15 protein-coding genes are annotated in these 24,693 nt (G+C 44.4%); 7 read left to right on the forward strand and 8 right to left on the reverse strand.

The window, feature by feature from the left end; all coding sequences use genetic code 11:
* Positions 1-276 precede the first annotated feature (276 nt).
* Entirely contained in the window at positions 277-828 is a 552-nt protein-coding gene (locus QUA20_RS16145) for a heme NO-binding domain-containing protein (protein ID WP_333189850.1), read from the forward strand.
* Positions 829-842: 14 nt separating this feature from the next.
* Positions 843-2,234: an ATP-binding protein gene (locus QUA20_RS16150; protein WP_333189852.1), complete on the forward strand. Its 1,392-nt coding sequence runs from the start codon at positions 843-845 to the stop codon at positions 2,232-2,234.
* A gap of 152 nt (positions 2,235-2,386) precedes the next feature.
* Here the strand turns inward: QUA20_RS16150 and surE (QUA20_RS16155) are convergent, their stop codons facing one another.
* Positions 2,387-3,064: a 5'/3'-nucleotidase SurE gene (gene surE / locus QUA20_RS16155; protein WP_333189935.1), complete on the reverse strand. Its 678-nt coding sequence runs from the start codon at positions 3,062-3,064 to the stop codon at positions 2,387-2,389.
* Positions 3,065-3,642: 578 nt separating this feature from the next.
* Here surE (QUA20_RS16155) and QUA20_RS16160 point away from each other — a divergent pair.
* Positions 3,643-5,601: a carotenoid oxygenase family protein gene (locus QUA20_RS16160; protein ID WP_333189854.1), complete on the forward strand. Its 1,959-nt coding sequence runs from the start codon at positions 3,643-3,645 to the stop codon at positions 5,599-5,601.
* Positions 5,602-5,678: 77 nt separating this feature from the next.
* Positions 5,679-10,970, forward strand: coding sequence for an AAA family ATPase (locus QUA20_RS16165; protein ID WP_333189857.1), 5,292 nt, complete (start codon positions 5,679-5,681; stop codon positions 10,968-10,970).
* A gap of 482 nt (positions 10,971-11,452) precedes the next feature.
* Here the strand turns inward: QUA20_RS16165 and surE (QUA20_RS16170) are convergent, their stop codons facing one another.
* On the reverse strand, positions 11,453-12,130 hold the full coding sequence (surE, locus tag QUA20_RS16170; protein ID WP_333189858.1) for a 5'/3'-nucleotidase SurE: 678 nt from the start codon (positions 12,128-12,130) through the stop codon (positions 11,453-11,455).
* A gap of 730 nt (positions 12,131-12,860) precedes the next feature.
* On the opposite strand from surE (QUA20_RS16170), the gene QUA20_RS16175 reads away from it, so the two are divergent.
* Positions 12,861-13,598: a PEP-CTERM sorting domain-containing protein gene (locus QUA20_RS16175; RefSeq protein WP_333189861.1), complete on the forward strand. Its 738-nt coding sequence runs from the start codon at positions 12,861-12,863 to the stop codon at positions 13,596-13,598.
* 316 nt (positions 13,599-13,914) lie between these two features.
* The gene (locus tag QUA20_RS16180; protein ID WP_333189862.1) at positions 13,915-15,342 is read left to right on the forward strand and encodes a DUF3370 domain-containing protein; all 1,428 of its coding nucleotides are present in this window, start codon (positions 13,915-13,917) and stop codon (positions 15,340-15,342) included.
* 69 nt (positions 15,343-15,411) lie between these two features.
* On the opposite strand, the gene QUA20_RS16185 is transcribed toward QUA20_RS16180, so the two are convergent.
* The 6 genes from QUA20_RS16185 to QUA20_RS16210 form a co-directional block, all read right to left on the reverse strand.
* Entirely contained in the window at positions 15,412-15,867 is a 456-nt protein-coding gene (locus tag QUA20_RS16185; protein ID WP_333189864.1) for a hypothetical protein, read from the reverse strand.
* Positions 15,868-15,878: 11 nt separating this feature from the next.
* Positions 15,879-16,373 carry a papain-like cysteine protease family protein gene (locus QUA20_RS16190; protein WP_333189866.1) on the reverse strand — a complete coding sequence of 165 codons (495 nt, stop codon included), beginning with the start codon at positions 16,371-16,373 and terminating at the stop codon, positions 15,879-15,881.
* 136 nt (positions 16,374-16,509) lie between these two features.
* The gene (locus QUA20_RS16195; RefSeq protein ID WP_333189868.1) at positions 16,510-17,814 is read right to left on the reverse strand and encodes a dihydrolipoamide acetyltransferase family protein; all 1,305 of its coding nucleotides are present in this window, start codon (positions 17,812-17,814) and stop codon (positions 16,510-16,512) included.
* 173 nt (positions 17,815-17,987) lie between these two features.
* Positions 17,988-18,428, reverse strand: a complete 441-nt coding sequence (locus QUA20_RS16200) for a YlqD family protein (RefSeq protein ID WP_172186046.1) — start codon at positions 18,426-18,428, stop codon at positions 17,988-17,990.
* Positions 18,429-18,593: 165 nt separating this feature from the next.
* On the reverse strand, positions 18,594-20,543 hold the full coding sequence (locus QUA20_RS16205; RefSeq protein ID WP_333189869.1) for a long-chain fatty acid--CoA ligase: 1,950 nt from the start codon (positions 20,541-20,543) through the stop codon (positions 18,594-18,596).
* Complete coding sequence (locus tag QUA20_RS16210) at positions 20,524-20,946, reverse strand: hypothetical protein (protein WP_333189871.1); 423 nt, start codon at positions 20,944-20,946, stop codon at positions 20,524-20,526. The genes QUA20_RS16205 and QUA20_RS16210 overlap by 20 nt, the downstream gene beginning before the upstream one ends.
* 481 nt (positions 20,947-21,427) lie before the next feature.
* On the opposite strand from QUA20_RS16210, the gene QUA20_RS16215 reads away from it, so the two are divergent.
* Positions 21,428-24,574, forward strand: coding sequence for an ABC transporter transmembrane domain-containing protein (locus QUA20_RS16215; protein WP_333189873.1), 3,147 nt, complete (start codon positions 21,428-21,430; stop codon positions 24,572-24,574).
* Positions 24,575-24,693 lie beyond the last annotated feature (119 nt).

The following is a 24,693-nucleotide window of genomic DNA, read 5'->3' on the forward strand; positions in this document are numbered from 1 at the left end:
AAAGAGGTAAGAGCTCGCTCAACCCAACAAATCCTCAAAGGTAACTCTGGCGGATCTACCCAGCCTACAACAATTTTATATTTAAGTGGAAATATTTAACTTTACTAAATATGTAGGTAAAGACACAAAATGATGACTAACTATCTATCGCACATAAAATTGTGATATGATACACGAAATTTCGATCGGTGTAAATTCTACAGTCAAGAAACTGACTTTATATCATTTGTTTTTATTTTTTAACGATAAATTACCGTATAAGTGGAGGAAGTTGAAATGTATGGTTTAATTAATCGTGCGATTCAAGAGATGGTATGCGAGCATTTTGATGAAGCTACTTGGGAAAAAATTAAGCAGAAAGCGCAAGTCCTAGACGAGCAATTTCTTATTTTAGAAGCTTATCCGGATGATTTGACTCATCGTCTAGTTAAATCTGCTAGTGAAGTGCTGGGCTTTTCAGGCGCACAAATTATGCAGGATTTTGGCGAATACTGGGTTAAATATACTGCTAGTGCGGGTTATCAAGAAATACTAGATATGGCTGGAGATACATTACCCGAATTCCTCGAAAATCTAGATGATTTACATACTCGGATTGGGGTGCAATTCCCTAAGTTGCGACCACCATCTTTTGAATCTACAGAAGTTGCCGAAGATGTGATAGAGCTGCATTATCGCTCTACACGGGAAGGTCTGGCACCAATGGTAGTCGGGTTAGTCAAAGGTTTGGGCGATCGTTTCCAGACAGAAGTTGATATCACACAAACTCAATCCCGTGAAGAAGGATTCGAGCATGACACCTTTCGTATTGAGTACAGATCAGAATAGACTGTAAGTGATTCATGACTAAGCCGCTCTATACACTGAATCCCCAGATGTTTTGCGATATATTTCCATTTCATATAGGATTTAATCAAAATCTGGAGATTGTCCAAGTTGGGGATGTATTGCAACGGACTCATCAAATACCATTATTAGGTGAACAGATAGATCGACATTTTCAAATTCATCAGCCAGCGATCGCATTTGACTTTTTGACGATTCAGAAAAAAATCAAATCATTATTTATTCTGGAATCCCAACATAACTCTCTACGATTAAAGGGGCAAATGGTCTATCTAAAAGACGATGACGTGATCCTCTTTATCTGCTCGGTGTGGATTCCCGACTCAAGCTTACTATTGAAATTAGCGGTTAAGTTGAAAGACTTTGCAATCCACGATCTGACTCCGGATTTTTTGTTTTTGCAACAAACTAGCCAAACAGCTCTTCGGGAAGTTCAAAGCCTTACAGAAGAATTAACTAAGCAGAAAAATGAGCTTCAAGCATCACTAGAGGTTCAGAAAGAACTGACCTATTTATCCCAAATTCAAGCACAACATTTAAAGCAAGCATTGAGTGAACTTCAGGAAACGCAATCACACCTAATTCAAGCAGAGAAGATGTCAAGTTTAGGCCAGTTAGTTGCAGGAATTGCCCATGAAATTAATAATCCCGTCAACTTTATTCATGGTAACTTGAAATATCTGCAAGACTATGTTCAAAATCTCATAAATTTCTTATACCTTTATCAGAAATACTATCCGCACCCACCATCTGAAATTGAAGCAGAAGCTGCCCTAATCGATCTCGTTTTTTTAGAAAACGATCTTCCTAAAATTCTTAACTCTATCAAAATTGGCAGTGAACGCATTCGCAAAATAGTTAATTCTCTCAGAAACTTTTCCCGCCACGATGAAGCGGAAATCAAACCTGTAGATATTCATTCGGGAATTGAGAGCACTTTGTTGATTTTGCAGCATCGGCTGAAATCTAATGGTGAAGCTCTAGAGATTCAAGTGATTAAACAATATGGTGAATTGCCTTTAGTCCAGTGCTACGCATCGGCAATTAATCAGGTATTTATGAATATTATCACTAATAGCATAGATGCTTTGCGAGATGCACAGAAAGATTGTGCTGACTGGAACAAAGAACCCACCATTATTATTCGGACTTTAGTTAATGATTCTCAGAATTTGGTAGTGAGCATTGCTGATAACGGTCTGGGCATGGAACAGTCGGTAATCAATAAGATATTCGATCCATTTTTTACGACGAAGCCGGTGGGAAGTGGTACGGGTTTGGGATTGTCAATTAGTTATTCGATTGTGGTGGAAAAGCACGGGGGTAAGTTAAGCTGTATTTCTGCACCGGGAGAAGGAGCAGAATTTACGATCGAGATTTCGCTCTAAATTCAAACCTGTAAGTTGAAACTCAAGCGGGCTGAAGCCGCTGAGATTCTTAAGAAATTGCTTCCTATCCTAAGTTTTGATGAGCCGATCCCTTCACGCTTTTTTGGGCAAACAATGCAAAAAATATAGTTTGATCCGATCGCCAAAATCGATCAAAGCGATATCTGTGTCACCGCAATATTACCCTCAAAACACACGTCAACATCAGTCCCCGCCGCCCGATCGCGCGATCCATACTCTCCCGCATAATAAAAGTATTCTCCCTCCATCCGGTAAACCACCGGCAGCGGCTGCGTCGAAGGCTGGCAAAACACAATTTCCGGTTCCGCACTTCCCGGCGCTAAATGCGGCAAATTCACATTCCAGAAACACCCAGACTTTGGTTCGCGGTTGAGCAAATCCGCCAACACCCGCGATGTCCAGCGAGTAGCGACATCCCAATCAATTTCGAGCGGCCTTTTAATCCGGTGGGAAATTGCGATTCCCGAAATACCGTGCATGGCTGCTTCGCGCACAGCCGCCACCGTACCCGAAATATACACGTCAACCCCCAAATTGCCGCCCGCGTTAATACCCGAAAGCACCAAATCCGGCTTCGCACAAACGTGATGAATAGCGATGCGCACGCAATCGGCCGGTGTTCCCCCTACAGCATACTCAAAGGACGATCGCCGATCGACATGAATCGGACTGTGGGTCGTCACTTGATGCCCGCAGCCCGACAATTGGCCTTGGGGAGCCACCACAATCGTCTTGTCCTTTACTGCTTGCAAAAGTGCTTGAATGCCCGGAGCATCGATGCCGTCGTCGTTGGTTAAAATTATCGTCATTAAAAATGTGTCGGTTTTATAGAACCGATTTGAGAGCGCAGAGGCTGGCAACTTTCTGGTAGCTCTAGCCCAAATTGGTTGTTGGTTGGTGGCGATCGTCAGTATGAGCATTGCCACACATTTATATCATGGCATTAATTGAACAGTTGCCCCAGAAATGTGGCGCGCCACATTTTAGCCCAGTCGCACCTTGATATGACAGCTAAAGCGACTTGTTACGCTTGCCCCAGTGCAGCATTCATGACATCAGTGTCGATGCAAACATCTAATCACATAATTTTTTCCTCGGCTCTCCCCGATGCTTGGTGTTATAAGTAGCAGATAATACTAAGTATCTGAGACTGAACGTTGAAACCCTCGATCCTGCTAAATTATTAGCTTGTGTTATCACCATAAGTACGAGAGAGCCGATAATAAGTTAATGTAGATTCCAATTGCGCTTTGAGGCAGGGGATGGGAGAATAGATATCAAATCTTTATCAAAGATAGTATCTAAATTACAGTCCTCATTTCCCATTCATAAATCAAATACTTATCTATACTGTTACCATTATTACATTTTAACTTAGGAGAGCCACATGAGCGAACCCACTCAAAGCAATGCCAAAGTAGGCTGTCCCCCAGTTCCACAGTCGATTATGACCGCCAGTCGGGATGAACTAGATAACATCCAATTGGAGATTGAGGGGAAACTACCAGAAGAGGTACAGGGTTATATCTTCATTGTTGCGCCAGTAGGAACCGTTGAATCAAGAGGTCTTCCTTTTGCCAACGGAGACTCATTTTTAAATGGCGACGGCATGATTTACCGACTTGATTTTAATCAAAAGGGTAAAGTAATTTTGAAAACGCGGATTGCCAAGCCTCTAGATTACCATTTTGACGAGGCAACTAAGGGTACTAAGTTGGGATTTTCCAATCGTGGTATCTTAAGGTTCTCCTTACTTCTTGGCGCACGCAACGAGTTAAATACAGCTTTTCTGCCCGTGAAATTCTCAAAAGACGAACAGGAGCGTTTGTTAGTAACTTATGACGCGGGTCGTCCTTATGAAATTGATACCGATACCCTCCATTTGGTGACGCCAGTTGGGTCAAATAAAGAGTGGCGTCCTGAAGCTCCTCTGCCCTATCTTTTTCCACCCATTTTTAGTACCGCCCATCCTACTTTTGATACCTACACGGGCGAGATGTTCGCAGTTAATTACGGTAGATCGTTAGAGAATTTTCTTGATACTATACCTTTCATTGAGAAGATAGACGAACGCTTTCCAGGAGTTCGTCACTTTTGGGAAAAATTTAAGGGTTTAGAAGATTTTGTCTATCTGATTCGCTGGGATGGAGTGACTCACTTGGAGCGGTGGACGCTGGTAAATCCTGATGGTTCGCCAGTCAGCATCAAGCAAACTATCCATCAGATAGGAGTAACCAAAGATTATGTAATTTTGATGGACACAGCCTTTAGCACTGGACTGGATCAGTTGCTCACCAATCCTTTTCCAGACAACAAAGAGCTAGAAAGAATTTTAAGGGACTTATTAGAAAGTCCACCGTCACCCGATTCTATTATTTATATCGTTAGCCGCAGCGAGCTGCAAAAGGGACAACGCCCAGCTTTGAACGAACCTGAAGTTAAAGTTGTCGCGCGAAAAGTGGTAATTCCCCTCGAAGCGGCTCACTTTTTAGTGGACTATGAAAATCCTGACGATAAAATTACGCTCCACGTAGCCCATATTTGTGCTTGGGACGTTGCTGAATGGCTGCGTCAATACGATATTTCCGCTTATCCACCCCACAATCCCGTGCCCAAATACCTGCCTGGAATGGAACTGAATGAGATGGACATCAGCCGTTTGGGACGCTATGTAATTGACGGAAAAAACCAAGTCGAGGCAAAAGTTATCTGGGATATCGAGTGTACGTGGGGGCTTGGATTATACGCCTACCTTGACCGATTACCGTCAGGTAAAACTCCCAGAAAACTAGATAATATCTACTGGATTTCTTTCGGACTGTGGAAGGATTTAACGACCGATTACTTGTGCCAATTATACCGGCATTATAAGTACCAGAAAGTACCACAGTCAGAAGTTTTGGCTCTTGCTGAAAAGGGCATACCAGCTTGCTTGCTGCGGCTGGAAACGCAGTCGATGGAAATTGCCGATCGCTATGAGTTCGATCCTGGCTACATCGTGAGTTCACCGCAGTTTATGCCGCGTCGCGGTAATCAAGGTAGCTCAACCGACGGTTATATAGTCTGTACCGTTTTCACTCCCCAAAGAAACGAAATCTGGATTTTCGAGGCTGACAAGTTATCCCAGGGAGCAATATGCAAGCTTAGCCATCCATCCCTTGACTTTACATTCACATTGCATACAGCTTGGTTACAACAAATAGGATCTCGTTCTGCTGAATACAAAATCTCTCTGAAGGAAGATTACGAGGACTTAGCAAAGAACTTGCAATCTCCTCCAGAACTCGATAAAGAGATTCAGGAGTTGTTTGCTAAAGAGTTGTACCCGCGCTTTGAAAGCGAGTAAAAATTTACTAACAGGCAGATTATCCATGAATCTGCCTGTGATTTAGAATAGTTAATGAAAAGGGTAAGGTGAAAACAATGATCGTTCTTTCAGGATACGAAATTATAGAAAAAATTTACGAAGGAGTAAGGACTGTTGTATATAGAGCTAAAAAAGATGGTTACAGACAACCAGTTATAATTAAAATTATTAAAGATGATTATCCTAGCATTGAACAAATCACCAATTTAAGGCAAGAATTTATAATTACTAAAAATTTAGAGTGTGAAGGAATTGTCAAAACTTACAACTTAGAAAATTATCAGAATAGTTTAGCGCTAATATTAGAAGATTTTGGGGGTCTATCCCTTTATCATTTTAGGGCAGCCAATAACCTGTCAATAACCGAGTTGCTGAGGGTAGCGATCGCTCTATCCGAAACTTTGATTTATCTCCATCAAGTACCGATCATTCACAAAGACATTAAGCCCTCAAATATCATTATCAATCCAGCGACCGGAAAAGTAAAACTGACTGACTTTAGTATTTCATCGCGCTTGGAATTGAAAAACCAAAGCATTAGCAATCCCAACTTGCTAGAAGGGACTCTCGCTTATATGTCACCCGAACAAACGGGAAGGATGAATCGAGCAATTGACTACCGCACCGACTTCTATTCTTTAGGAGTGACTTTCTATGAAATGCTGACCAACCAGTTGCCATTTAATACCACCGATCCGATGGAGTTGGTTTACTGTCATATTGCCAAACAACCAGTCCCACCTAAAGAGGTAGCAGAAATTCCTCAAGCGGTTTCAGATATTGTGATGAAACTGTTAGCAAAAAATGCGGAAGACCGATATCAAAGTGCCGCGGGATTAAAATTTGACCTGGAAACTTGTTTGCAGCAATTGCAGACAACTGGAAAGATTGAAAATTTTCCGATCGGTCAACGCGATCGCGGCAACCACTTACTCATTCCCCAGAAGCTTTATGGTAGAGAAACCGAAGTCCAAATTCTTCTAGATGCCTTTGGACGAGTCAGCCTCGGTGCTACCGAAATGATGTTAGTTTCCGGTTATTCCGGGATTGGTAAAACTTCAATCGTCAATGAAGTTCATAAACCAATTGTAGCAGCTAGGGGATATTTTATTGCGGGTAAGTTTGACCAGTTTAAACGCAATATTCCCTATGCGGCGTTAATCCAAGCATTTCAAGAATTAGTTCGTCAGCTATTAACTGAAAGTTCCGAACTGATTGCTGTTTGGAAAGAAAACTTATTAAAAGCGCTAGATAATAACGGTCAAGTTATTATTGATGTTATCCCCGAAGTCGAACTAATTATCGGTAAACAGCTTGAAGTCCCTCAACTGGGTTCATCGGAATCCCAAAACAGATTTAATCGGGTATTTCAACAATTTATTCGCGTTTTTTGTCAACCCGAACACCCGCTAGTCATCTTCCTAGACGATTTACAGTGGGCAGATTCCGCATCTCTAAAGTTAATCCAACTCTTAGTCACTGACCCAGATAGCAAATATTTATTAACGATTGGAGCTTATCGAGATAACGAAGTCAGTCCCGTTCATCCTTTAATTCAGACAATAGAAAAAATTCAAGAAAATGAAACGGTGGTGAATAATATCACCATTCAGGCGCTGGCTTTGGATAGCGTCAACCAATTAATCGCCGACACTCTGGATGCCAGCGTAAATTCAGACGAAATAAAAGTTTTTTCCGAGTTACTTTTTAATAAAACCCAAGGGAATCCCTTTTTCTTAACGCAGCTACTCAAAACCCTGTACTCGGAAAATCTGCTGGTTTATCAGGTAGACACAGACCGCTGGGAGTGGGATATTCAACAAATACAGGCGATTGGCATTGCTGATTTCAATATCGTTGAACTGGTTGCCAGAAATATTCGCAAACTCCCAGAAACAACCCAGACATCATTAAAATTAGCGGCTTGTATCGGCAACCAATTTAACTTAGAAGTTTTATCAATTGTCAATGAAGAATCAAACATAGCGACGGCTGCTCATTTGTGGGAAGCACTGCAAGCAGGTTTGATTCTGCCGCTGTCTGAAAATTACAAAATTCCTCTAGTCTTTGCCCAGGAAGAGTTGGCATCTGTACGGGATATCAAAGTTGACTACAAATTTTTGCACGATCGAGTGCAGCAAGCAGCCTATTCTTTGATTCCCGAAGCTGAAAAAAAAGCCACTCACCTGAAAATTGGTCAACTGCTGCTGAATAATACAACCGATCAAGAGCGAAAAGATAATGTTTTTGCTCTGGTTAACCAACTGAATTGTGGCACAGATTTGCTAACTAATCAGTCAGAAAAAGATGAGTTAGCCCAATTAAACCTGATCGCCGGACAGAAAGCGAAGGCAGCTACTGCATATGAAGCCGCTGTTAATTATTTGAATGTAGGTATAGAACTCCTGAGTCAAGATAGCTGGGAAAGTCGATACGATCTGACATTTGATTTTTATCTGGAAGTGGCGGAAGCCGAATATCTCAATGCCAATTTAGAACGAGCAGTAATTTTGTGCGATCGCACTCTCAAAAAAGCCAAAACAATCCTCGAACAAGTCAACTTATATGTGCTGAAAATTAGGCTTGAACTCGCTAAAAACCAGATTAAATCTGCTTTAGATACTGGGCTAAAAGTCCTAGAAATACTGGGAGTGACAATATCTCAATTACCCCCGCAAGAACTTAATATTGAGGAGTTAGCTACGCTGCCAAAAATGACCGATCCCTACAAGCTGGCGGCTATGGAGCTTTTAGTTCTGATTTTCCCACCAGCTTGCTTCGCAGAAAGCCCGCTATCGCTACCAATTCTATATACTATGATCGAACTTTCTCGTCAGTATGGGAATTCGCCACAGTGTACTTTTGCCTATTCTATTTACGGAGCACTGGTGTCTTGGCTCATACCAGATATAGATTTTGCCTATCAACTTGGTAAACTTTCTTTACAAGTATTAGAGCAGTTAGATGCCAAAGAGTTTCGTTCTAAAATATTGGTTAATGTTTCCATCTGTATTACGCACTTCAAAAAGCATACTAGGGAAACTATAGAACCCCTTCGTCAAGCAATTAATAGCGGCTTAGAAGTTGGAGATATAGAATATGCTTGTCATGCTGCTGATTACTACTGCGCTCATCTGTTTTTTAATGGCGAGCATCTAGACTACGTGCAAGAACAACAAAAACACTATATTGATTTTGCCGATAAATTTTCCCAAGAATATCAGTTTTATCTGCTCAGAATAATTGGTCAATTAGTCGCAAATTTACGAGGAATAACAGATAATAGCCTGATTTTAACTGGTGAATTTTTGAATGAGGGAGAAGCTATTGCTTATTTTACAAAAATTAATAATTTAATGTCTTTATTTAGAGTGCTTTTTGCAAAAACCATACTTTGCTATTTATTTAAAGATTATAAAAATGCTATAATTTATGCTAAAACAGCGTTAAATAATTCAATGCTTGTTCAAGCTAACATTAGCTTTAATAACCACGTTTATTACTATTCTCTGGCTCTTTTAGCTCAGTATTTTCAGGAAACTGAGGAAAAGCAGCAACAATACCTGAAACAAGTAGAAGAAAATCAGGAAAAGATGAAATATTGGGCGCAACATTGCCCAATGAATTACCAGCATGAGTATGACTTAGTAGAAGCAGAAAAAGCCCGCGTATTGGGGCAATCTTTCTCAGCAATGGAATATTACGACCTGGCGATAGATGGAGCCAAGGAAAATGGATACGTCCAGCACGAAGCCCTCGCCAATGAACTAGCAGCAGAATTTTATTTAGCATTAGGTCGTCAGAAAGTAGCGCGTACCTACATGATAGACGCTTACTATGCTTATATTCGCTGGGGAGCCAAGGCAAAAGTTAAAGATTTAGAAGAGCGCTATTCTGAATTACTCGCACCAGTCGTCGGTAGGAAAAACAGCCTGACGAGTGGAAGAGGCGAAACGATTGTTCAGACCAGAACCACTGTCACTTCTACCAGTTCAGGTGCTGCAAACGAGCTGGATTTATCAACAATTATCAAAGCTTCCCAAGCGCTCTCAGGGGAAGTTAATTTAGATAAGTTACTCTCCAATTTGATGCAAGTCTTGCTGGAAAACGCCGGAGCAGAAAAATTTTATTTCATCATACCTGACCCAGCAGGTAAGTGGAAAATTGAAGCTCAATGTACGGGTGAACGATGTGAATTAATATCCAAGTCAGGGACTGAAAATCAAGTGATACCTATCTCGCTGGTTAATTATGTAGAACGCACGCAAGAAACTCTTGCGATCGATAATGCAACCACTGAAACCAGGTTTGCCTCTGACCCGTATATTATTCAGCAGCGACCTAAATCTATCTTGTGTAGCCCCCTGATTAATCAAGGTAAGTTGGTAGGCATCTTATACCTAGAAAATAATTTAACAGCGGGGGCTTTTACGCGCGATCGCTTAGAAGTCCTCAACATCATTTCCGCCCAAGCTGCGATCTCCATCGAAAATGCCCGTCTATATCAAACTTTAGAAGAAAAGGTGCAACAACGCACCGCCCAACTCGCCCAAGCAAACCAGGAAATTAGCGGCCTCAACAACAAACTTAAAGCGGAAAACATCCGCCTCAGTGCTGAGTTAGAAGTCACGAAACGACTGCAACAAATGATCTTGCCCAAACAATCAGAACTTGATAAAATTAAAGGATTAGAAATAGCTGGATATATGGAACCTGCCGATGAAGTTGGTGGCGACTACTACGACGTGCTAGCCCAAAATGATAAGGTAAAAATTAGCATCGGCGATGTTACGGGACATGGTTTAGAAAGTGGCGTATTAATGATTATGGCGCAAACCGCCGTCCGCACTCTCCAACAAATGAACGAAACCGATCCGGTGAAGTTTCTTGATGTGTTAAACCGCACCCTTTATGCCAATATCGAGCGCATCGACTCGTCTAAAAACATGACCTTGGTTTTGTTAGATTATCAAGATAGTAACTTTACCCTCAGCGGTCAACATGAAGAAATAATTGTAGTCCGTACTGATGGTAACATCGAACGGATCGATACAATGGAACTCGGCTTTCCTGTGGGATTAGAGGAAGATATTGCTGATTTTGTTTCCCAAGTTCAAGTGCATCTTAATCCAGGGGATGTAGTAGTGCTTTACACAGATGGAATTACCGAAGCTGTAAATATAAATAAAGTTTATTACGGCATAGAAAGATTGTGCCAAGTTGCCAAAGAAAATCGCCACAAAACGGCTGAAGAAATTCGACAAGCAGTAATCGATAATCTGCGGCAGCATATTGACAAACATAAAGTTTTTGACGACATTACGTTGGTAGTTATAAAACAGAAATAACGCAAGTTGGTAATTGGTAATTGGTAATTGGTAATTGCTCAACTCGGGGAAAAAAGGGAGCCATCAATAGAGAGAGCTTGTTGAATGGATTGATAAGCAGTTAAACCCTGTCGCTTCCCAGTATTGACAACTGAACGAACGGCAGCAAACAAATCTCGACCCCATTCCGAACGGAAGCCATTGGTAACACGACGAAATATCACGCTCATCCGAATCGCCTGTTCACGCTTAATTATTCGTGGGCGGAATTGTCGCATCTTCCAAAAATAGAAATAAATTGTCAATCAGCCGACCATAGCGTTTTCGTAACTGGATACCATCCTTATGTTTTGGCTCTAAATGTGTTTGCTAAACTGCTACTTTCAAATGGCTTTTGCTTGGATAAAGCTGTTTCTGAAATGAAACATTCCGTCCCCGATCGAATTTAAGACCGTCTATTTAGACTTGGTTGAAAAAAAATATAGTTCGATCGCCCAAATCTATCACAGCGATATCTGTGTCACCGCAATATTACCCTCAAAACACACGTCAACATCAGTCCCCGCCGCCCGATCGCGCGAGCCATACTCTCCCGCATAATAAAAGTATTCTCCCTCCACGCGGTACACCACGGGCAGCGGCTGGGTCGAAGGTTGGCAAAACACAATTTCCGGTTCCGCACTTCCCGGCGCTAAATGTGGCAAATTCACATTCCAAAAACACCCAGACTTTGGTTCCCGGTTCAGCAAATCCGCCAGCACCCGCGATGTCCAGCGAGTCGCGACATCCCAGTCTATGTCGAGCGGCCTTTTAATCCGGTGGGAAATTGCGATTCCCGGAATACCGTGCATGGCTGCTTCCCGCACAGCGGCAACCGTACCCGAAATGTACACGTCAACCCCCAAATTGCCACCCGCGTTAATACCCGAAAGCACCAAATCCGGCTTCGCACAAACGTGATGAAGAGCGATGCGCACGCAATCTGCCGGCGTTCCCCCTACAGCATATTCCACGGACGATCGCCGATCGACATGAATCGGACTGTGGGTCGTCACTTGATGCCCGCAGCCCGACAATTGCCCTTGAGGAGCCACCACAATTGTTTTGCCTTCTACAGCCTGCAAAAGTGCCTGAATTCCCGGAGCGTCTATGCCGTCGTCGTTGGTTAAAATAATTTTCATTAAAAATTTGTCTGTTTGTAAGGTTATTGTGTCACTCGCAGGCGAGCCGATGCAATCTCAAATGGTAGGAGACGCGGGGATTGTGTCGATTTTAGATTTTAGATTTTAGATTTTAGATTTTAGATTTACTCCACAGATGTATCTGGGAGATTGGACAAGAGTCTAAAATTTTTGGCTTTCGACGACATTAGTCGGGGGCTTGTACCCGTTTTTGGGCGGTGTCTGCATAAGGTTAAGTGTAGTGGACTTACGCACTGAGACTGGACTCGACCAGGTTTTTTCAGCGGTACCCAGGCCCTCCACGCCGTATTTTGATCCGCCTAACCCGGTTTCTGCGTCCGGGAATAGTTACTAATTCTATATTTACTTACGGTGCAACTATATTTTACTTTCGCGTACATTTGGCGATCGGCAAACATATCCTCATTTTTTGTATAAATTATTACTCTAAATTAGTGATATTACGTAGTTAGCAGTTGTGACAGCCGATGATCCCAAAAGTTGCAATAACCGATAGTTAACCGTGGAATCCGTCAGCACCAGTTATCCTAGCGCTTGCGACAAAACCGAGTTTACGAAAAGTTTAAGAATAAACCTCGCACCATATTGTTTTGGTAAAGGTATCAAAAATGTATAGACAAACACTTTTAAATGATAGATGCTGTAAGTAGTTACCAAAAGAAATGACTAAAGTCAATCCCCCCAACGATATAAACAAGGTATTACTCTTATGAAAACCAACTTCGCCCAACCACTAACTGCCTGTATAGCTACCGCTGGTTTAGCAATTGCTTCTTCATTACTAACTGCAACGCAAGCCCAAGCATTCAGTTTATCGGTGGCTCCTCAGTACGGTACTACCAACGGCATTGGCACCGGCGCTACTGCAACATTGGACTTCAACGTTGTCCAAAGTGGAGCCGATTTGCTCCTGAATTTGGGCATCACCAATACCACTGGCACTAAGGCTACAGCCGGTGGTGCAACAGACTCTTCTCTCGTTGGCGTTGCATTTGACGTATTGAGCGGCGTTACTGCATCAGTTAAATCGACTGCAGGCAGCAATTTTACAACTTTTTGGAAAAACGTTGAAATTAAAGGTTTGGGAACAGGCGATTTCGACTATGGCATTAGCACTCCGCGCAATAACTTTCTTGGTGGCAACGCTAATGGAGGCTTATATAAAAATGAGTCTACTTTGGTTAGCTTTTTGCTAACGGGCAGCAGTCTGAGTGCGGCTCAGGCAGAAAGTGCTTTCTTGACGGGATTTCAGAATGGTACGCTTAAGGCAGGGGTTCGCTTCCAGCAGGTAAGTGGGTCTAATGTTGGTACCAGTGACAAAGTTATGGCGGGAGTTTCCGCTGATGCTGAGCCAGTACCCGAACCAACCACTATGGCAGGTATGGTGATGGGGTTGGGAAGTTTAGTAGCAGCCCGCCGCAAGCAGGCAAAAAAAGCCACTGCGTGAATTTTTTCACGGGTGCGGGCCATCCATCGGAAGACAAGCTCGCCGCATTTGTAGTGAATTCAGCTTAACTTCTAGTATCAACTCATGAGAGCCAGCGCAGCTATCGCTCTTCTGGCTCTTATTTTTGCTCTACGCTTACCAAATCTACATTTTGTCAAGGTAGAGAACAAAAAATTTGCGATCGCCCGAATTTCCGCAAAAATTGACCTAAAATCTCAAAATCCCCAGAAAATATCAACCAACTTGTGGTAATGTTTTGTGTCGGTTGCTATGTCCAAGCAATCTTCTGCAAGTTCAGTTAAACGCGCTCACAGCAATGTTTTTGCCAATTCTACCCTTAGCTCAAGCAATCCCGACACCTCCGACCCAACAAGTTATCATCCAGCAAGAATTTTCGATACCGGAAAACGAACTCGATTTGCCAGCACCTCCGACAACCGGCCCGCTGAACACTGTGACGGTGCCCCAACAAGTGCGCGTTTTGCCCGGACAACTCGACAATATCCCGGTTTTCAACAGCAACAGCCCCGAAGTCGTGCAAACCGAAGGCATTTTGCTCTCCACATTTCCCCCGGAAGGAAAACAAGTACCTTCTGCACACTTAAACTTTCCCTTCAAAGGCCGATTTGACATCTTTGCTCACCACATCGCCAAAGCTAAAAATCGCCAAGAAACTCGCACCTTATTTCAAGGAATAATTGTCCACAATCCCAACTCGGAACCTGTTACTTTAAAAGTATTGCAAGGAGCGACCTATTTAACTCGGCCGGATGCCTTGTTTGTTGATTTGCCGTCGTATTTAGAAAATCGATTTGGCACTGTGTTTGCGGGGCCTGGAAGCCGCATCACGAGCGATGTGCTGCGGGGATACAGGCAAGCAATTTTGCCGGCTGCGATCGAGATTCCGGCGAATCAGAGCCGAATGCTGATGAATTTGCCGATACCTGTGGGGAATGTCACGCCTTCTTCCAACGGTCGATCGACTTTAATGCGAATGTCGAGCAGCAATTCGGTTTATGTAGCATCATTAGCAATGTTTGCTCCTAAAAGTCAAGGAGGAGTCGAGCAAGATCCGACTTTAGAACAGTGGGAAAATATTTTAAATACCAAAGGTTTAGCGGGGCCGAGAGATTTAGCACCAACTCCCAGAGGCGAAAATCCGGTGCAAAAAATTTACGGCCGCGTGGCGGGAGTAGCTGAAGGTTCTCAGTGGGAAGCTAAAATTACGGACAATTCGAGAACCGATTATTTAACTGTTCCCAAGCGCGGCGAGTCATTTTCTTACGCTCTGAGCACAACGGATACGGGTACTTTTGGCACTGGTCAAGTTCAAAGCGCTAAAATGTTAGCTCGCTATCCCGATACTGCTTACTTAGCTAATGGTAATTACGGGATTCAATACAACTTAACTTTTCCGCTTTACAACAAATCTCGCGAGTCTCAATCTGTTAGCATTAAAATGCAAACACCGATCAAAGCAAATATAGAATCGGGGGGATTGATGTTTTACGATCCTCCCGAAAATCGGATATTTTTCCGAGGTACGGTGCGGGTGATGTTTAATGATGATACGGGCAAGACTTTGACGCGCTACATTCACATCGTGCAGCGCAGGGGACAGCAGGGGGAACCTTTGGTGAATGTGAATATGAAGCCGGGGGAACGCCGTTTAGTTCAGGTGGATTTCTTGTATCCGCCGGATGCGACGCCGCCGCAAGTTTTGACTGTGCGATCGAGTAATTAGCTGGTGGTTGACTGTATATTTACACTGTGCGAAACGCGGCTGAATTTCTCACAACAAAAAGTACGATCGCTACTCGACGCGATCGCCCTTAACATACAAAGATTCGAGAAACTTAACGGCTTCATCAAGCACAGATTCCGGTAACTTCTCAACAATCGCGATTGCTTTTTGACGGATTTCTCGATCGACTGCTTTGGATTGTTGCGAGTCAGTGTCTGCTAAACCGCTATTTTCAAATTGCTTTTGCTTCGATAAAGCTGTTTCTGGAGTGACAAAAACGCCAACATCTGCGGGAAGTTCGACAGTTTCTCGATTGTAGTATTTAACAACCTGAGTTGTCACATTCATCGCTACCCGCTGATTAAATCGGAAAACTTCTGAAAAAGTACGATCGCCGCGAGTAGTCTGAAGTAAATGTTCTCCCACTTGATTGACTTCTGTTGTAAAAATAAATTTGTGTGTATCCGTACCAACTGACACCAAAACCTGGTGAGTATTAGGTTGCTTCGCAGGTTGAATAGACAAAACTTGCACTTTCATCGTATTAATGAGTAAACTGCTTGAAGGTTCCAGTAATTAAAAAACTCTTCTAATTCCATTTTATATTTTGTAGCATTCCAAGGGTCACGAATTAGAATTTTTCCTGTATCGTCGAGTCCATCAACAATGACTATATGCCCTAAGTCAGCTAAAGTTTCCCACAAAATAGCGGCCCAAGAACCAGTGCTAATTAATACCTCAACTATTTCCAAATTTGTTGCCCCAGGAAGAGAAATAGTACCGCCTAACCAAAATCTAGAACTGGTTGCATCCAGAATATTGAGTGCGATTGCTAAATCTTCAGCACTTACAGGTACTCCAGTTGCAGCCACAATTAAAGATTGGTTCGCACCATTAATTCCGCGATCGCCAAGAAGCATTTCACCGCAAGCAGGGCCACATGATAAATTATCTTGTTGTTGGACGACATCCCGATCGGCTATTTCATCAATAACTTGCCAATTGCCACCGGCCCCAGACAATCCTGCCATAAAATCAGTCTATCATTTCTCTATTTTATCTGCTTTACCAAACTGTGTCTATATTCGATAATGAGATATTTGGTGAAAAAATAGTCTAAATCTCCCTTTTACCCAAGGAAGGTAAAAGGGAGATTTAGGACGATCGCTAAAGCGTCAAAGATTGAGGATTTGTCTCGATCAATTTCGCTAAATCTTGCAAGAAAGATGCCGCATCAGCACCGTAAATCACTCGGTGATCGCAAGTAATATTCACCTGCATTTGGCGCTTCACTCCCATCAAGCCTTCCTCGTTTGCCACTACTTGCGGCCGCGAAGAGCCGATCGCCAAAATCGAGCCTTGATTCGGCGGCAAAATCGCGTCAAACTTGTCTACTCCAAACATTCCCAAATTGGAAAGAGTGAAAGTACCCGTGCTGTATTCATCAGGCTTCAACTGCTTGGTGCGGGCGCGATCGACTAAATCCTTCCAAGTGCGCGAGAGCGAATAAATATCGAGGCGATCGGCATTTTGCAGCACCGGCGTAATCAAACCGCCGCCGTCCATCGCCACCGCTACCGCCACATTAATATCAGCGCGGTATTGAATTCCCGACTCCACATAACAAGCATTCAGCAGAGGATGTTTTTGTAAAGTTACTGCTACTGCTTTCGCCAGCATAGCCGTCATCGTGACGCCCTTCGACTTAATTTGTTTGTAGAGTTTGTCCAGATTATCAGTAGTAATTGTGTAACCCACGCGGAAAGACGGCACGCTCAAACTTGCTTCCATATTGCGCACCACCGCATTTTGCAGCGCATTCATCGGTACTCTTTGGCCGGAAAGTGCTACCGCCGGGACTGGTGCGGGTGCGGGTTTGGCTGCTGCGGGGGCGGGTGCGGGTGCTGTGGGTGCTGCGGGTGCGGGTGCTGCGGGGACTGTTACCGGTTGCTGAACCGGAGCGGGTTGGGCTTTCCCGGCTGCTGCTTCCACATCCTCTGCGACAATGCGGCCGTTGGGCCCGCTGCCTTTGATAGAATTCAAATCTACTTTAAATTCTTTAGCTAACTTGCGAGCGCGGGGAGAAACGACGCTGCGGCCGTTTTGGCGGCTGACATTTTGCTGCAAACCTGCTGACGATGTAGCTGCGCTGACAGGAGCGGGGCTGGGAGCGGGGGCTGCTGCTGCGGTTGGGGCGGGGGTTCCTTGCTGCTGAGCGGTGGCGATTTCAGCTTCTGTTTCTGCTACCAGGGCGATTGCCGCTCCCACCGGAGCAACTTCGCCCGCTGGTACGATAATTATTGCTAAATAACCTTCGTAGAAAGACTCCACGTCCATGTCGGCTTTGTCGGATTCAACAACCACCACCGTTTCACCTTTTTCTACTTTGTCTCCGGCGGATTTGACCCAGGAAACAATTTTGCCCTCTGTCATGGTAGAGCTCAGGGCTGGCATGAAAACTTCGCGAATCATCTGTAAAAAGTCCTTTTGAGTTGGTAATAGGTAATCGGTATTTGGCAATTGATAATTGGCGATCGGCCACCGGCAATACTTATTATTATGCCAGTCTCTCGCATTCTTGATGTGTGACTGTTGACTGAAAATCAATTGCCAATTACCGATCGCCAATTACCACTTACCAATTTCTAAATATCACCTCGAATTTCTTCGACTATGCCGTCGCGGAGGAGAACTTCTACTTGCATTTTTTGAATCAAGTTTTCTCCCAGCCCGACAGTGAACGTGCCGTCAATTTGACCTTGACTCACTTCTTGTTCGAGGTCTAGCACCTGCACTTGCTGAAGCTGTTGCAGGTTTTGGTTTTTCTGTTCTAGCAGTTCGCTTTTTCTTTGATTCACCTGCACTTGAATGTTTTCTATTTGCTGCATTACTTGCGGGCCTGGGGGGTGCAGGTTTTGCTTTTGGATTTCTGAAACCATCCGCTGCCCTTGCATTTCTAACTGTTGTAGCTGAGAGTCTATTTGGTTGATTTGGGCTTGGAGTTGCTGTTGAGCTTCTTCTTTCCAGCGGGGAGTAACGACGACTTTAACGTTAATCGATCGCTTCAAGAGTAATTGTGGTTCCATAAAGTTGTTGATTGTCAGTTGGGAATTAGAAATTAGACATTAGTCATTAGTCATCAGTCATTAGTTGGTAAATATTTCCTAATGGCTGAGGACTGAGGACTCGGACTCGGGACTCGGGTGTTGGGATAATTTTTTCTTCTCCATTCCCCAAGTCCTGCGAATATTTCAAAACATTCCGTCAATCATATCGCGGTAGTGTTCCGTCACAACCGGGCGCTTAATTTTCAGGGTCTGGGTCAACATTCCATTTTCCATCGAAAATTGCTCCCGAATCAACCGGAACGGGCCAATCCGATCGTCCGCGCGGTATCCGGGGCGATTTTGCACCTCTCGGTTCAATTCTTTGCGGAATAAATCTTGAATTGTCTTGCTATTCCAGTCAATTTCGTGTATTGGGGGATTCTGAGTTTCTGCCCATTTCTGCACGGCTTCTTGATTGGGGACAATTAAGGCGCCGAGGGATTTCTGGTCTTGACCTACTAGCATAATTTGGTCGATGTAGGGGCTGCGGAGGCAGGCGTCTTCTATGGGCTGGGGTTCGATGTTTTCGCCGTTGCTGAGGACGATCGTATCTTTAGCCCGCCCGGTCAAGATTAAGTCGTTTCCCGGTGTCAGCCAACCCAAATCGCCAGTGTCGAACCAGCCTTCGGAGTCTATGGCTTTGGCGGTAGCTTGGGGATTGAGATAATAACCTGCCATGATTTGCGGCCCGCGGCCCAATACCAAACCGCCCTGGCCTGTGGGCAGTTGCTGTCTGGTTTCTGGGTCTACTATTTTAATTTCCGTGTGGGCGATTGGCTGTCCTGCGGAACCTTTAAGATTGTGCCAAGGGCGGCGGACGGTTAAAACCGGCGATGTTTCGGTTAAACCATATCCCACCAACAAGCCGATATTGGCTATTTCAAAGAAATTGTCTATATGCGCCGCCAAAGAACCGCCGCCGCTAATTGCCCACTTAAAACGTCCTCCGGTAGCTTCCCGGACTTTTTGGTAAACCAGTTTTTCGGCGAGGGCGTGTACGGGCGACAACAGAATGCTTTTGGTGCGGGCGATTAGTTTTTCGGAAGCAGAAGCCGGTTTCAAACTGAGAGTTAATCCTTGGGAAATGCGGCGGTTCTCTATGTATTGCTGGCTGGCAGATAACAGGAAATTAACCAATTTTTGTTTGTTAGGTGGCTGTTCCCGAAATTGCTTTTGTACTGCCTCGTAAATCGATTCCCAGATGCGCGGAACGCTGACCATGTACTGGGGTTTGTAAGTTTTAAAGTCTTGTTTGAAATAGCGAATATTGGTGTAAATTTGCGTGCATCCTTGGGAAAGCAGGAAGTATTCGACGCTGCGTTCGTAGGCGTGCCAACTGGGCAGAATGCTGAGGACGCCGTCGCCGGCTTCGGGCTGGAGAATTGTGCCCAAAGTGGTGAGTTGGTGCAGCAGGTTGCCGTGAGTCAGCATGACACCTTTGGGTTTGCCGGTGGTGCCGCTGGTGTAGAGGAGGGTGGCGAGGGTTTGAGGCTTGTGGTTGGAAGGTTTTAGGGGACGGTTGGCCCCTGTGGTCATCACTTGGGAAAATTTGACTGTGTTGAGGGTTGGACTGGTTTCCGGTTCTTCGTCGGAGAGGAGGACGATGAGTTGAATGGGCAAATCGGGGAGGCGGTGTTGCAGTTTTTTCAGTAATGCCAGGTTTTCGACTACCAAGGCGGTGCTGCCGCTGTCTTGGATGATGTACAGGAGTTCTTCAGGGTCGGCGGTGGCGCCTCGAACAACGTTGGCGGCCCCGGCCATCATGATACCTTGGTCGGCTATCAGCCAGCGGGGGCTGTTGTCGGCGAAGAGGGCGACTCGGGGAGGGACTGCTTCTTCGGGATTGGCTTCAATGCCGAGGGCTTGGAGGCCGGCGGCGAATTGCTGGATTTGTTGATAAAGGTCGGTGTAGGTTAGCTTAATTTCCGGCTTGGTGTGGGGATCGTGGAGGGCGACGGTTTGAGGTAATCGCTGTTTGACGATCGCCCAAATTTCGGGTATCGATCGAATGGAAGTGTAATCGATGAGCTGGCTGAGGTTAGCGCGTTCAAGGTCGCTCATTTGAGAGTGGGCGTCAGGTGCGGGGCGGTTCATAGTTATTTTGCTCAGTTGTGCGCGATCGAAGTCTTTGGTGTGAATTTAGCATCTCTACCTTTCTGCATAATAGCCTTCTGCATAATAGCCTTCTGCCGAAAGAAAGAGAATTTGACGATTTTTCCGCAGGGAATTGCTTCTTCCTGATTCCTTCTTCCTCACATCCGTTACATCCGTTACATCCGTTGCCGAACTTCCTTCTTCGATGGGACTTCTTGCGGATCTCCGTTACATCGGTTAAATCCCGTAGACTGCTTCGCTGCCGAACTTCCTTCTGTTTTAGTAAAAAACCCGGTTTCTGCGCCGGCTGCAAAGTTGGTGCGTCCGCCAGCGATGGGTTCTCTGAATCGGGACTCCAACTTCTTTGTTTAAATCCCGCTAAATACCCAGGCTCAATTCTCAATTAGTTTCTCGAATTCCTGCTACAAATTAGCATTATTTCTTTACGTTAATCCTTCTAGAACGCACAGATTATCGAGAATTGAACGTTTTTAATATTTAATTAAGCTGTCTGCGTGTATTTACGGTTATAAAATATATGCTGTGTCCGCTTAGCTTTACAGAATCTTCACAATTATGCGCCAAAATACCGCTTAATTATAAAGATTCTGTAAAGAAGACCGTTAAACTGTAGTCATTTTCGCTATTTTGTACGCTATGATTGGAGCCAGAAAAACCACACTTACGTAATAACCGTACTCTACTAAAAAAACCCCTAATTCCGACATTTTAAAACTTGTCAAAAAATGTTTGAAATAAGAGGTTTTTGCCCCAGAACTCCAACAGCATTTTTCAGCCAGCTAGGTAACACTAAAAACAATTTGAACCTAACCTAGTTAGTTGTCGGTCAAGAAAGTTGACAGAAAATTTTAACAGGGGAATCTATGAAAAACAGTTTAGGGATACCGAATTACTTCGCTTATTCCCAAGCGTCATCACCGACTGTTCAAGCTCTTCAAAAACTCTTGGAGGAAATCGGTGCAGAACAGACATTAATTGCAAAATTTAATACAGCCTGTGAAATTTGCGAGTTTCAGCTCGGAGATGAAATTACCCAATATCAAACCGCAGATAATACCAAAAATTTACTTGAACAAAAAGAAAACGATAGCAATTTTTATTTAGTTTGCGAGGGAAGAGTCAGGCTGCTAGCATTAGAAGCCTCTCAACAGCAGGAAATTTCGGCGGTGGTACTGGAAATTGGAGCAATAATTGGGACAGAAAAGCTATTTATTGAAACCGGACTGCCTTACAGGGCTATTGCGGCCGGTACTTGCCAAATTGCTCGAATTGCAGCAAGCAAGTTGCAGCTTATTTTAGAGGAATTCCCCCAACTGCAACAGCACTTGCAGCAAGAATTCCAACATATCCAGCGGTTAATATTTTTCAAGACACAAACAGATTTGCGATCGCTCGCTCCCCACCAACAACAGCTTCTGTGGCCCCACTTACTTCCTTACATAGAAGAAAGCCGAATTCCTGCCGGAGTTTCCCTCGCTGAGCACTGCCAAAAATCTACCAATCATTTTTGGCTCCGCAGCGGTCAAATTCAAGGTGAAGCACCGCCAATTATCGGTAGTAGCTGGGGACATTCAGAGCTGCGGAGCGACTGGAAAGCCGCAACAAACCTGCTAATTTATCAGCTTAGCGCCGAACAGTGGGAAATCACCAAAGCCACAGTTAGTTCCGAAAGCAATTCCCGCCCTAAAATTATCCGCAAACCTCCGATTTTAAGCTTAGTAACGCTGCCAAAAGATGCCAGCTCAAACTCAAAAACAGAGCTGTCAAAATTAACCGAAGTCGAGCAGCAAAAACCTGTAGGCGGAATTATCATATTTCCAAAACCCAAGCAGCGCAAATGGTTGAGCAGCGGGTACCCATTCATTCAACAACAGAGTGCCGCAGATTGCGGAGCAACCTGCTTAGCCATGATTAGCGAATATTGGGGTAAGAAATTCAGCCTGAATTACTTGCGCGAACTGGCAGAAATCGGTCGCAGCGGCGCCTCGCTCAAGAGTCTGGCAAAAGCAGCGGAAAGGATGGGATTTCAAACCCTTCCCGTGCGAGCTTCTTTAACTCCGCTGCGCAATCAAAATCCCTGGATCGCTCACTGGCAAGGCAATCACTACGTTGCAGTTTACCGCTTTAAAAATCAACAGGTTTTAGTTGCCGATCCGGCGGCAGGGAAGCGGTGGATGAGCATTAAAGCTTTTACCGAAAATTGGACTGGGTACGCCCTACTTTTAGACCCGACAGCGGAGCTATATCGCAATCACAGTGACGAACATAAAGGCATCAAAATTAAAAATTTTGTCGGCATAGTCTGGCCCTACCGCGCTGCGATCGCCCAAATTTTGATTCTTTCCTTGTTAATCCAAATATTTGGGTTAGTTACTCCCCTATTTACCCAAGTAATTTTAGACCAAGTGGTTGTCAGCAAAAGCGTAGTAACGCTGCACGTTTTTGCGATCGGACTGCTGCTGTTTAGTGTTTGGCGATCGCTGTTGGGGGCAACGCGACAATATTTGCTGGATTATTTGTCGAACCGCATTGACCTGACTTTAATAAGCGGCTTTATCAGTCACACTCTCAGTTTGCCGATCAAGTTTTTTGAATCTCGTCAGGTGGGCGATATCTTGACGCGGGTTCAGGAAAATCAAAAAATTCAGGCATTTTTGACTCGCCAAGCTATTACGGCTTGGTTGGATGCTTTGATGGCTGTAGTTTACATCGGACTGATGGTTTACTATAACTGGCGTCTGGCTTTGTTGGTGCTGGCGTTGATTCCGCCGATCGTGATTTTGACTTTAGTGGCAACTCCCTTTCTGCGAAAAGTGTCCCGGGAGGTTTTTACCGAAAGTGCCAAGCAAAATTCATCTTTGGTGGAAATGATTACTGGGGTGGCGACGGTTAAGGCAACTGCTGCTGAGCGAGAAATGCGCTGGCGCTGGGAAGACCAATTAACCTGCATGATTAATGCTAAATTTCGCGGGCAGAAGTTGGCGAATTCTTTGCAGGTGATCGGGGGTGGGATTAATACTTTGGGGAGTACGGCTTTGCTGTGGTATGGGGCAATGCTGGTGATTCAAGATGATTTGACGATCGGTCAATTTGTTGCTTTTAATATGATGATTGGGAGCGTCATTTCTCCTGTACTTTCAGTCGTGGGACTTTGGGATGAGTTTCAAGAAGTGCTGGTTTCGATCGAGCGTTTGGATGATGTATTCTCTGCCCAACCTGAAGAAAGCCCTTACAAGCCAATGTTGGTGCTGCCTCGCATTCAGGGAAACGTCAAGTTTGACAATGTTTCTTTCCGCTATGCTCAGGATGAGGAACGCAATACGCTGCAAAATCTTTCCTTTGAGGTGCAAGCTGGAGAAACTGTGGCAATTGTCGGCCGCAGCGGTTCCGGTAAGAGCACTTTGGTAAAGCTGCTGCAAGGTTTCTATTATCCAGAAAAAGGGCGGCTGACAATTGACGGCCACGATATTCGGCACATTTCTTTGCAGTCGCTGCGAGTTCAGTTGGGTGTTGTTCTTCAAGATTGTTTCTTGTTTTCGGGAACGATTTTGGAAAATATTACGCTGTATAAAAACGGAAACGATGCTGCTTCTGCAAGCTTGGAAGAGGCGATAGAAGTGGCGAAGCTAGCAGAAGCTCACGCTTTTATTCAAGATATGCCGCTGGGTTATCAAACTCCTGTGGGGGAAAGGGGAACGAGTTTGTCTGGAGGCCAGCGGCAGCGAATTGCGATCGCCCGCGCTCTTTTGGGCGATCCCCGAATTTTGATTTTGGACGAAGCAACTTCTTCGCTGGATACGGAGTCTGAGCGCAGGTTCCAGCAAAATCTCGCCCGAATTAGTCGCGATCGCACTGCGTTTATTATCGCTCATCGGTTGTCTACGGTGCGTAATGCCGATCGAATTTTAGTTCTAGACAAAGGCATTTTAGCCGAACAAGGCAACCACGACGAATTGATGGCTGAACGCGGACTTTACTATCACCTTGCTCAGCAACAACTCGATATTTAAGTCATTAGTAATTAGTAATTAGTCATTAGTCATTAGTCATTAGCCATTAGTCATTAGTCATTAGCAACCAACACAAGACTAAAGATCATTTTTACTGACTCCTGAATCCTGACTCCTGA

The sequence above is a fragment of the Microcoleus sp. Pol7_A1 genome, from assembly GCF_036701085.1.
Taxonomy (GTDB): Bacteria; Cyanobacteriota; Cyanobacteriia; order Cyanobacteriales; family Microcoleaceae; genus Microcoleus; species Microcoleus asticus.

Bases quoted from the DNA above. Each gene is read 5' to 3' on its own strand.
- QUA20_RS16200 (WP_172186046.1), bottom strand. From the start codon at position 18,428: ATGGAACCACAATTACTCTTGAAGCGATCGATTAACGTTAAAGTCGTC.
- QUA20_RS16180 (WP_333189862.1), top strand. From the start codon at position 13,915: ATGTTTTTGCCAATTCTACCCTTAGCTCAAGCAATCCCGACACCTCCG.
- QUA20_RS16195 (WP_333189868.1), bottom strand. From the start codon at position 17,814: ATGATTCGCGAAGTTTTCATGCCAGCCCTGAGCTCTACCATGACAGAG.
- QUA20_RS16165 (WP_333189857.1), top strand. From the start codon at position 5,679: ATGATCGTTCTTTCAGGATACGAAATTATAGAAAAAATTTACGAAGGA.
- QUA20_RS16175 (WP_333189861.1), top strand. From the start codon at position 12,861: ATGAAAACCAACTTCGCCCAACCACTAACTGCCTGTATAGCTACCGCT.
- QUA20_RS16190 (WP_333189866.1), bottom strand. From the start codon at position 16,373: ATGGCAGGATTGTCTGGGGCCGGTGGCAATTGGCAAGTTATTGATGAA.
- QUA20_RS16150 (WP_333189852.1), top strand. From the start codon at position 843: ATGACTAAGCCGCTCTATACACTGAATCCCCAGATGTTTTGCGATATA.
- QUA20_RS16145 (WP_333189850.1), top strand. From the start codon at position 277: ATGTATGGTTTAATTAATCGTGCGATTCAAGAGATGGTATGCGAGCAT.
- surE (WP_333189935.1), bottom strand. From the start codon at position 3,064: ATGACGATAATTTTAACCAACGACGACGGCATCGATGCTCCGGGCATT.
- QUA20_RS16215 (WP_333189873.1), top strand. From the start codon at position 21,428: ATGAAAAACAGTTTAGGGATACCGAATTACTTCGCTTATTCCCAAGCG.
- QUA20_RS16205 (WP_333189869.1), bottom strand. From the start codon at position 20,543: ATGAACCGCCCCGCACCTGACGCCCACTCTCAAATGAGCGACCTTGAA.
- QUA20_RS16160 (WP_333189854.1), top strand. From the start codon at position 3,643: ATGAGCGAACCCACTCAAAGCAATGCCAAAGTAGGCTGTCCCCCAGTT.
- surE (WP_333189858.1), bottom strand. From the start codon at position 12,130: ATGAAAATTATTTTAACCAACGACGACGGCATAGACGCTCCGGGAATT.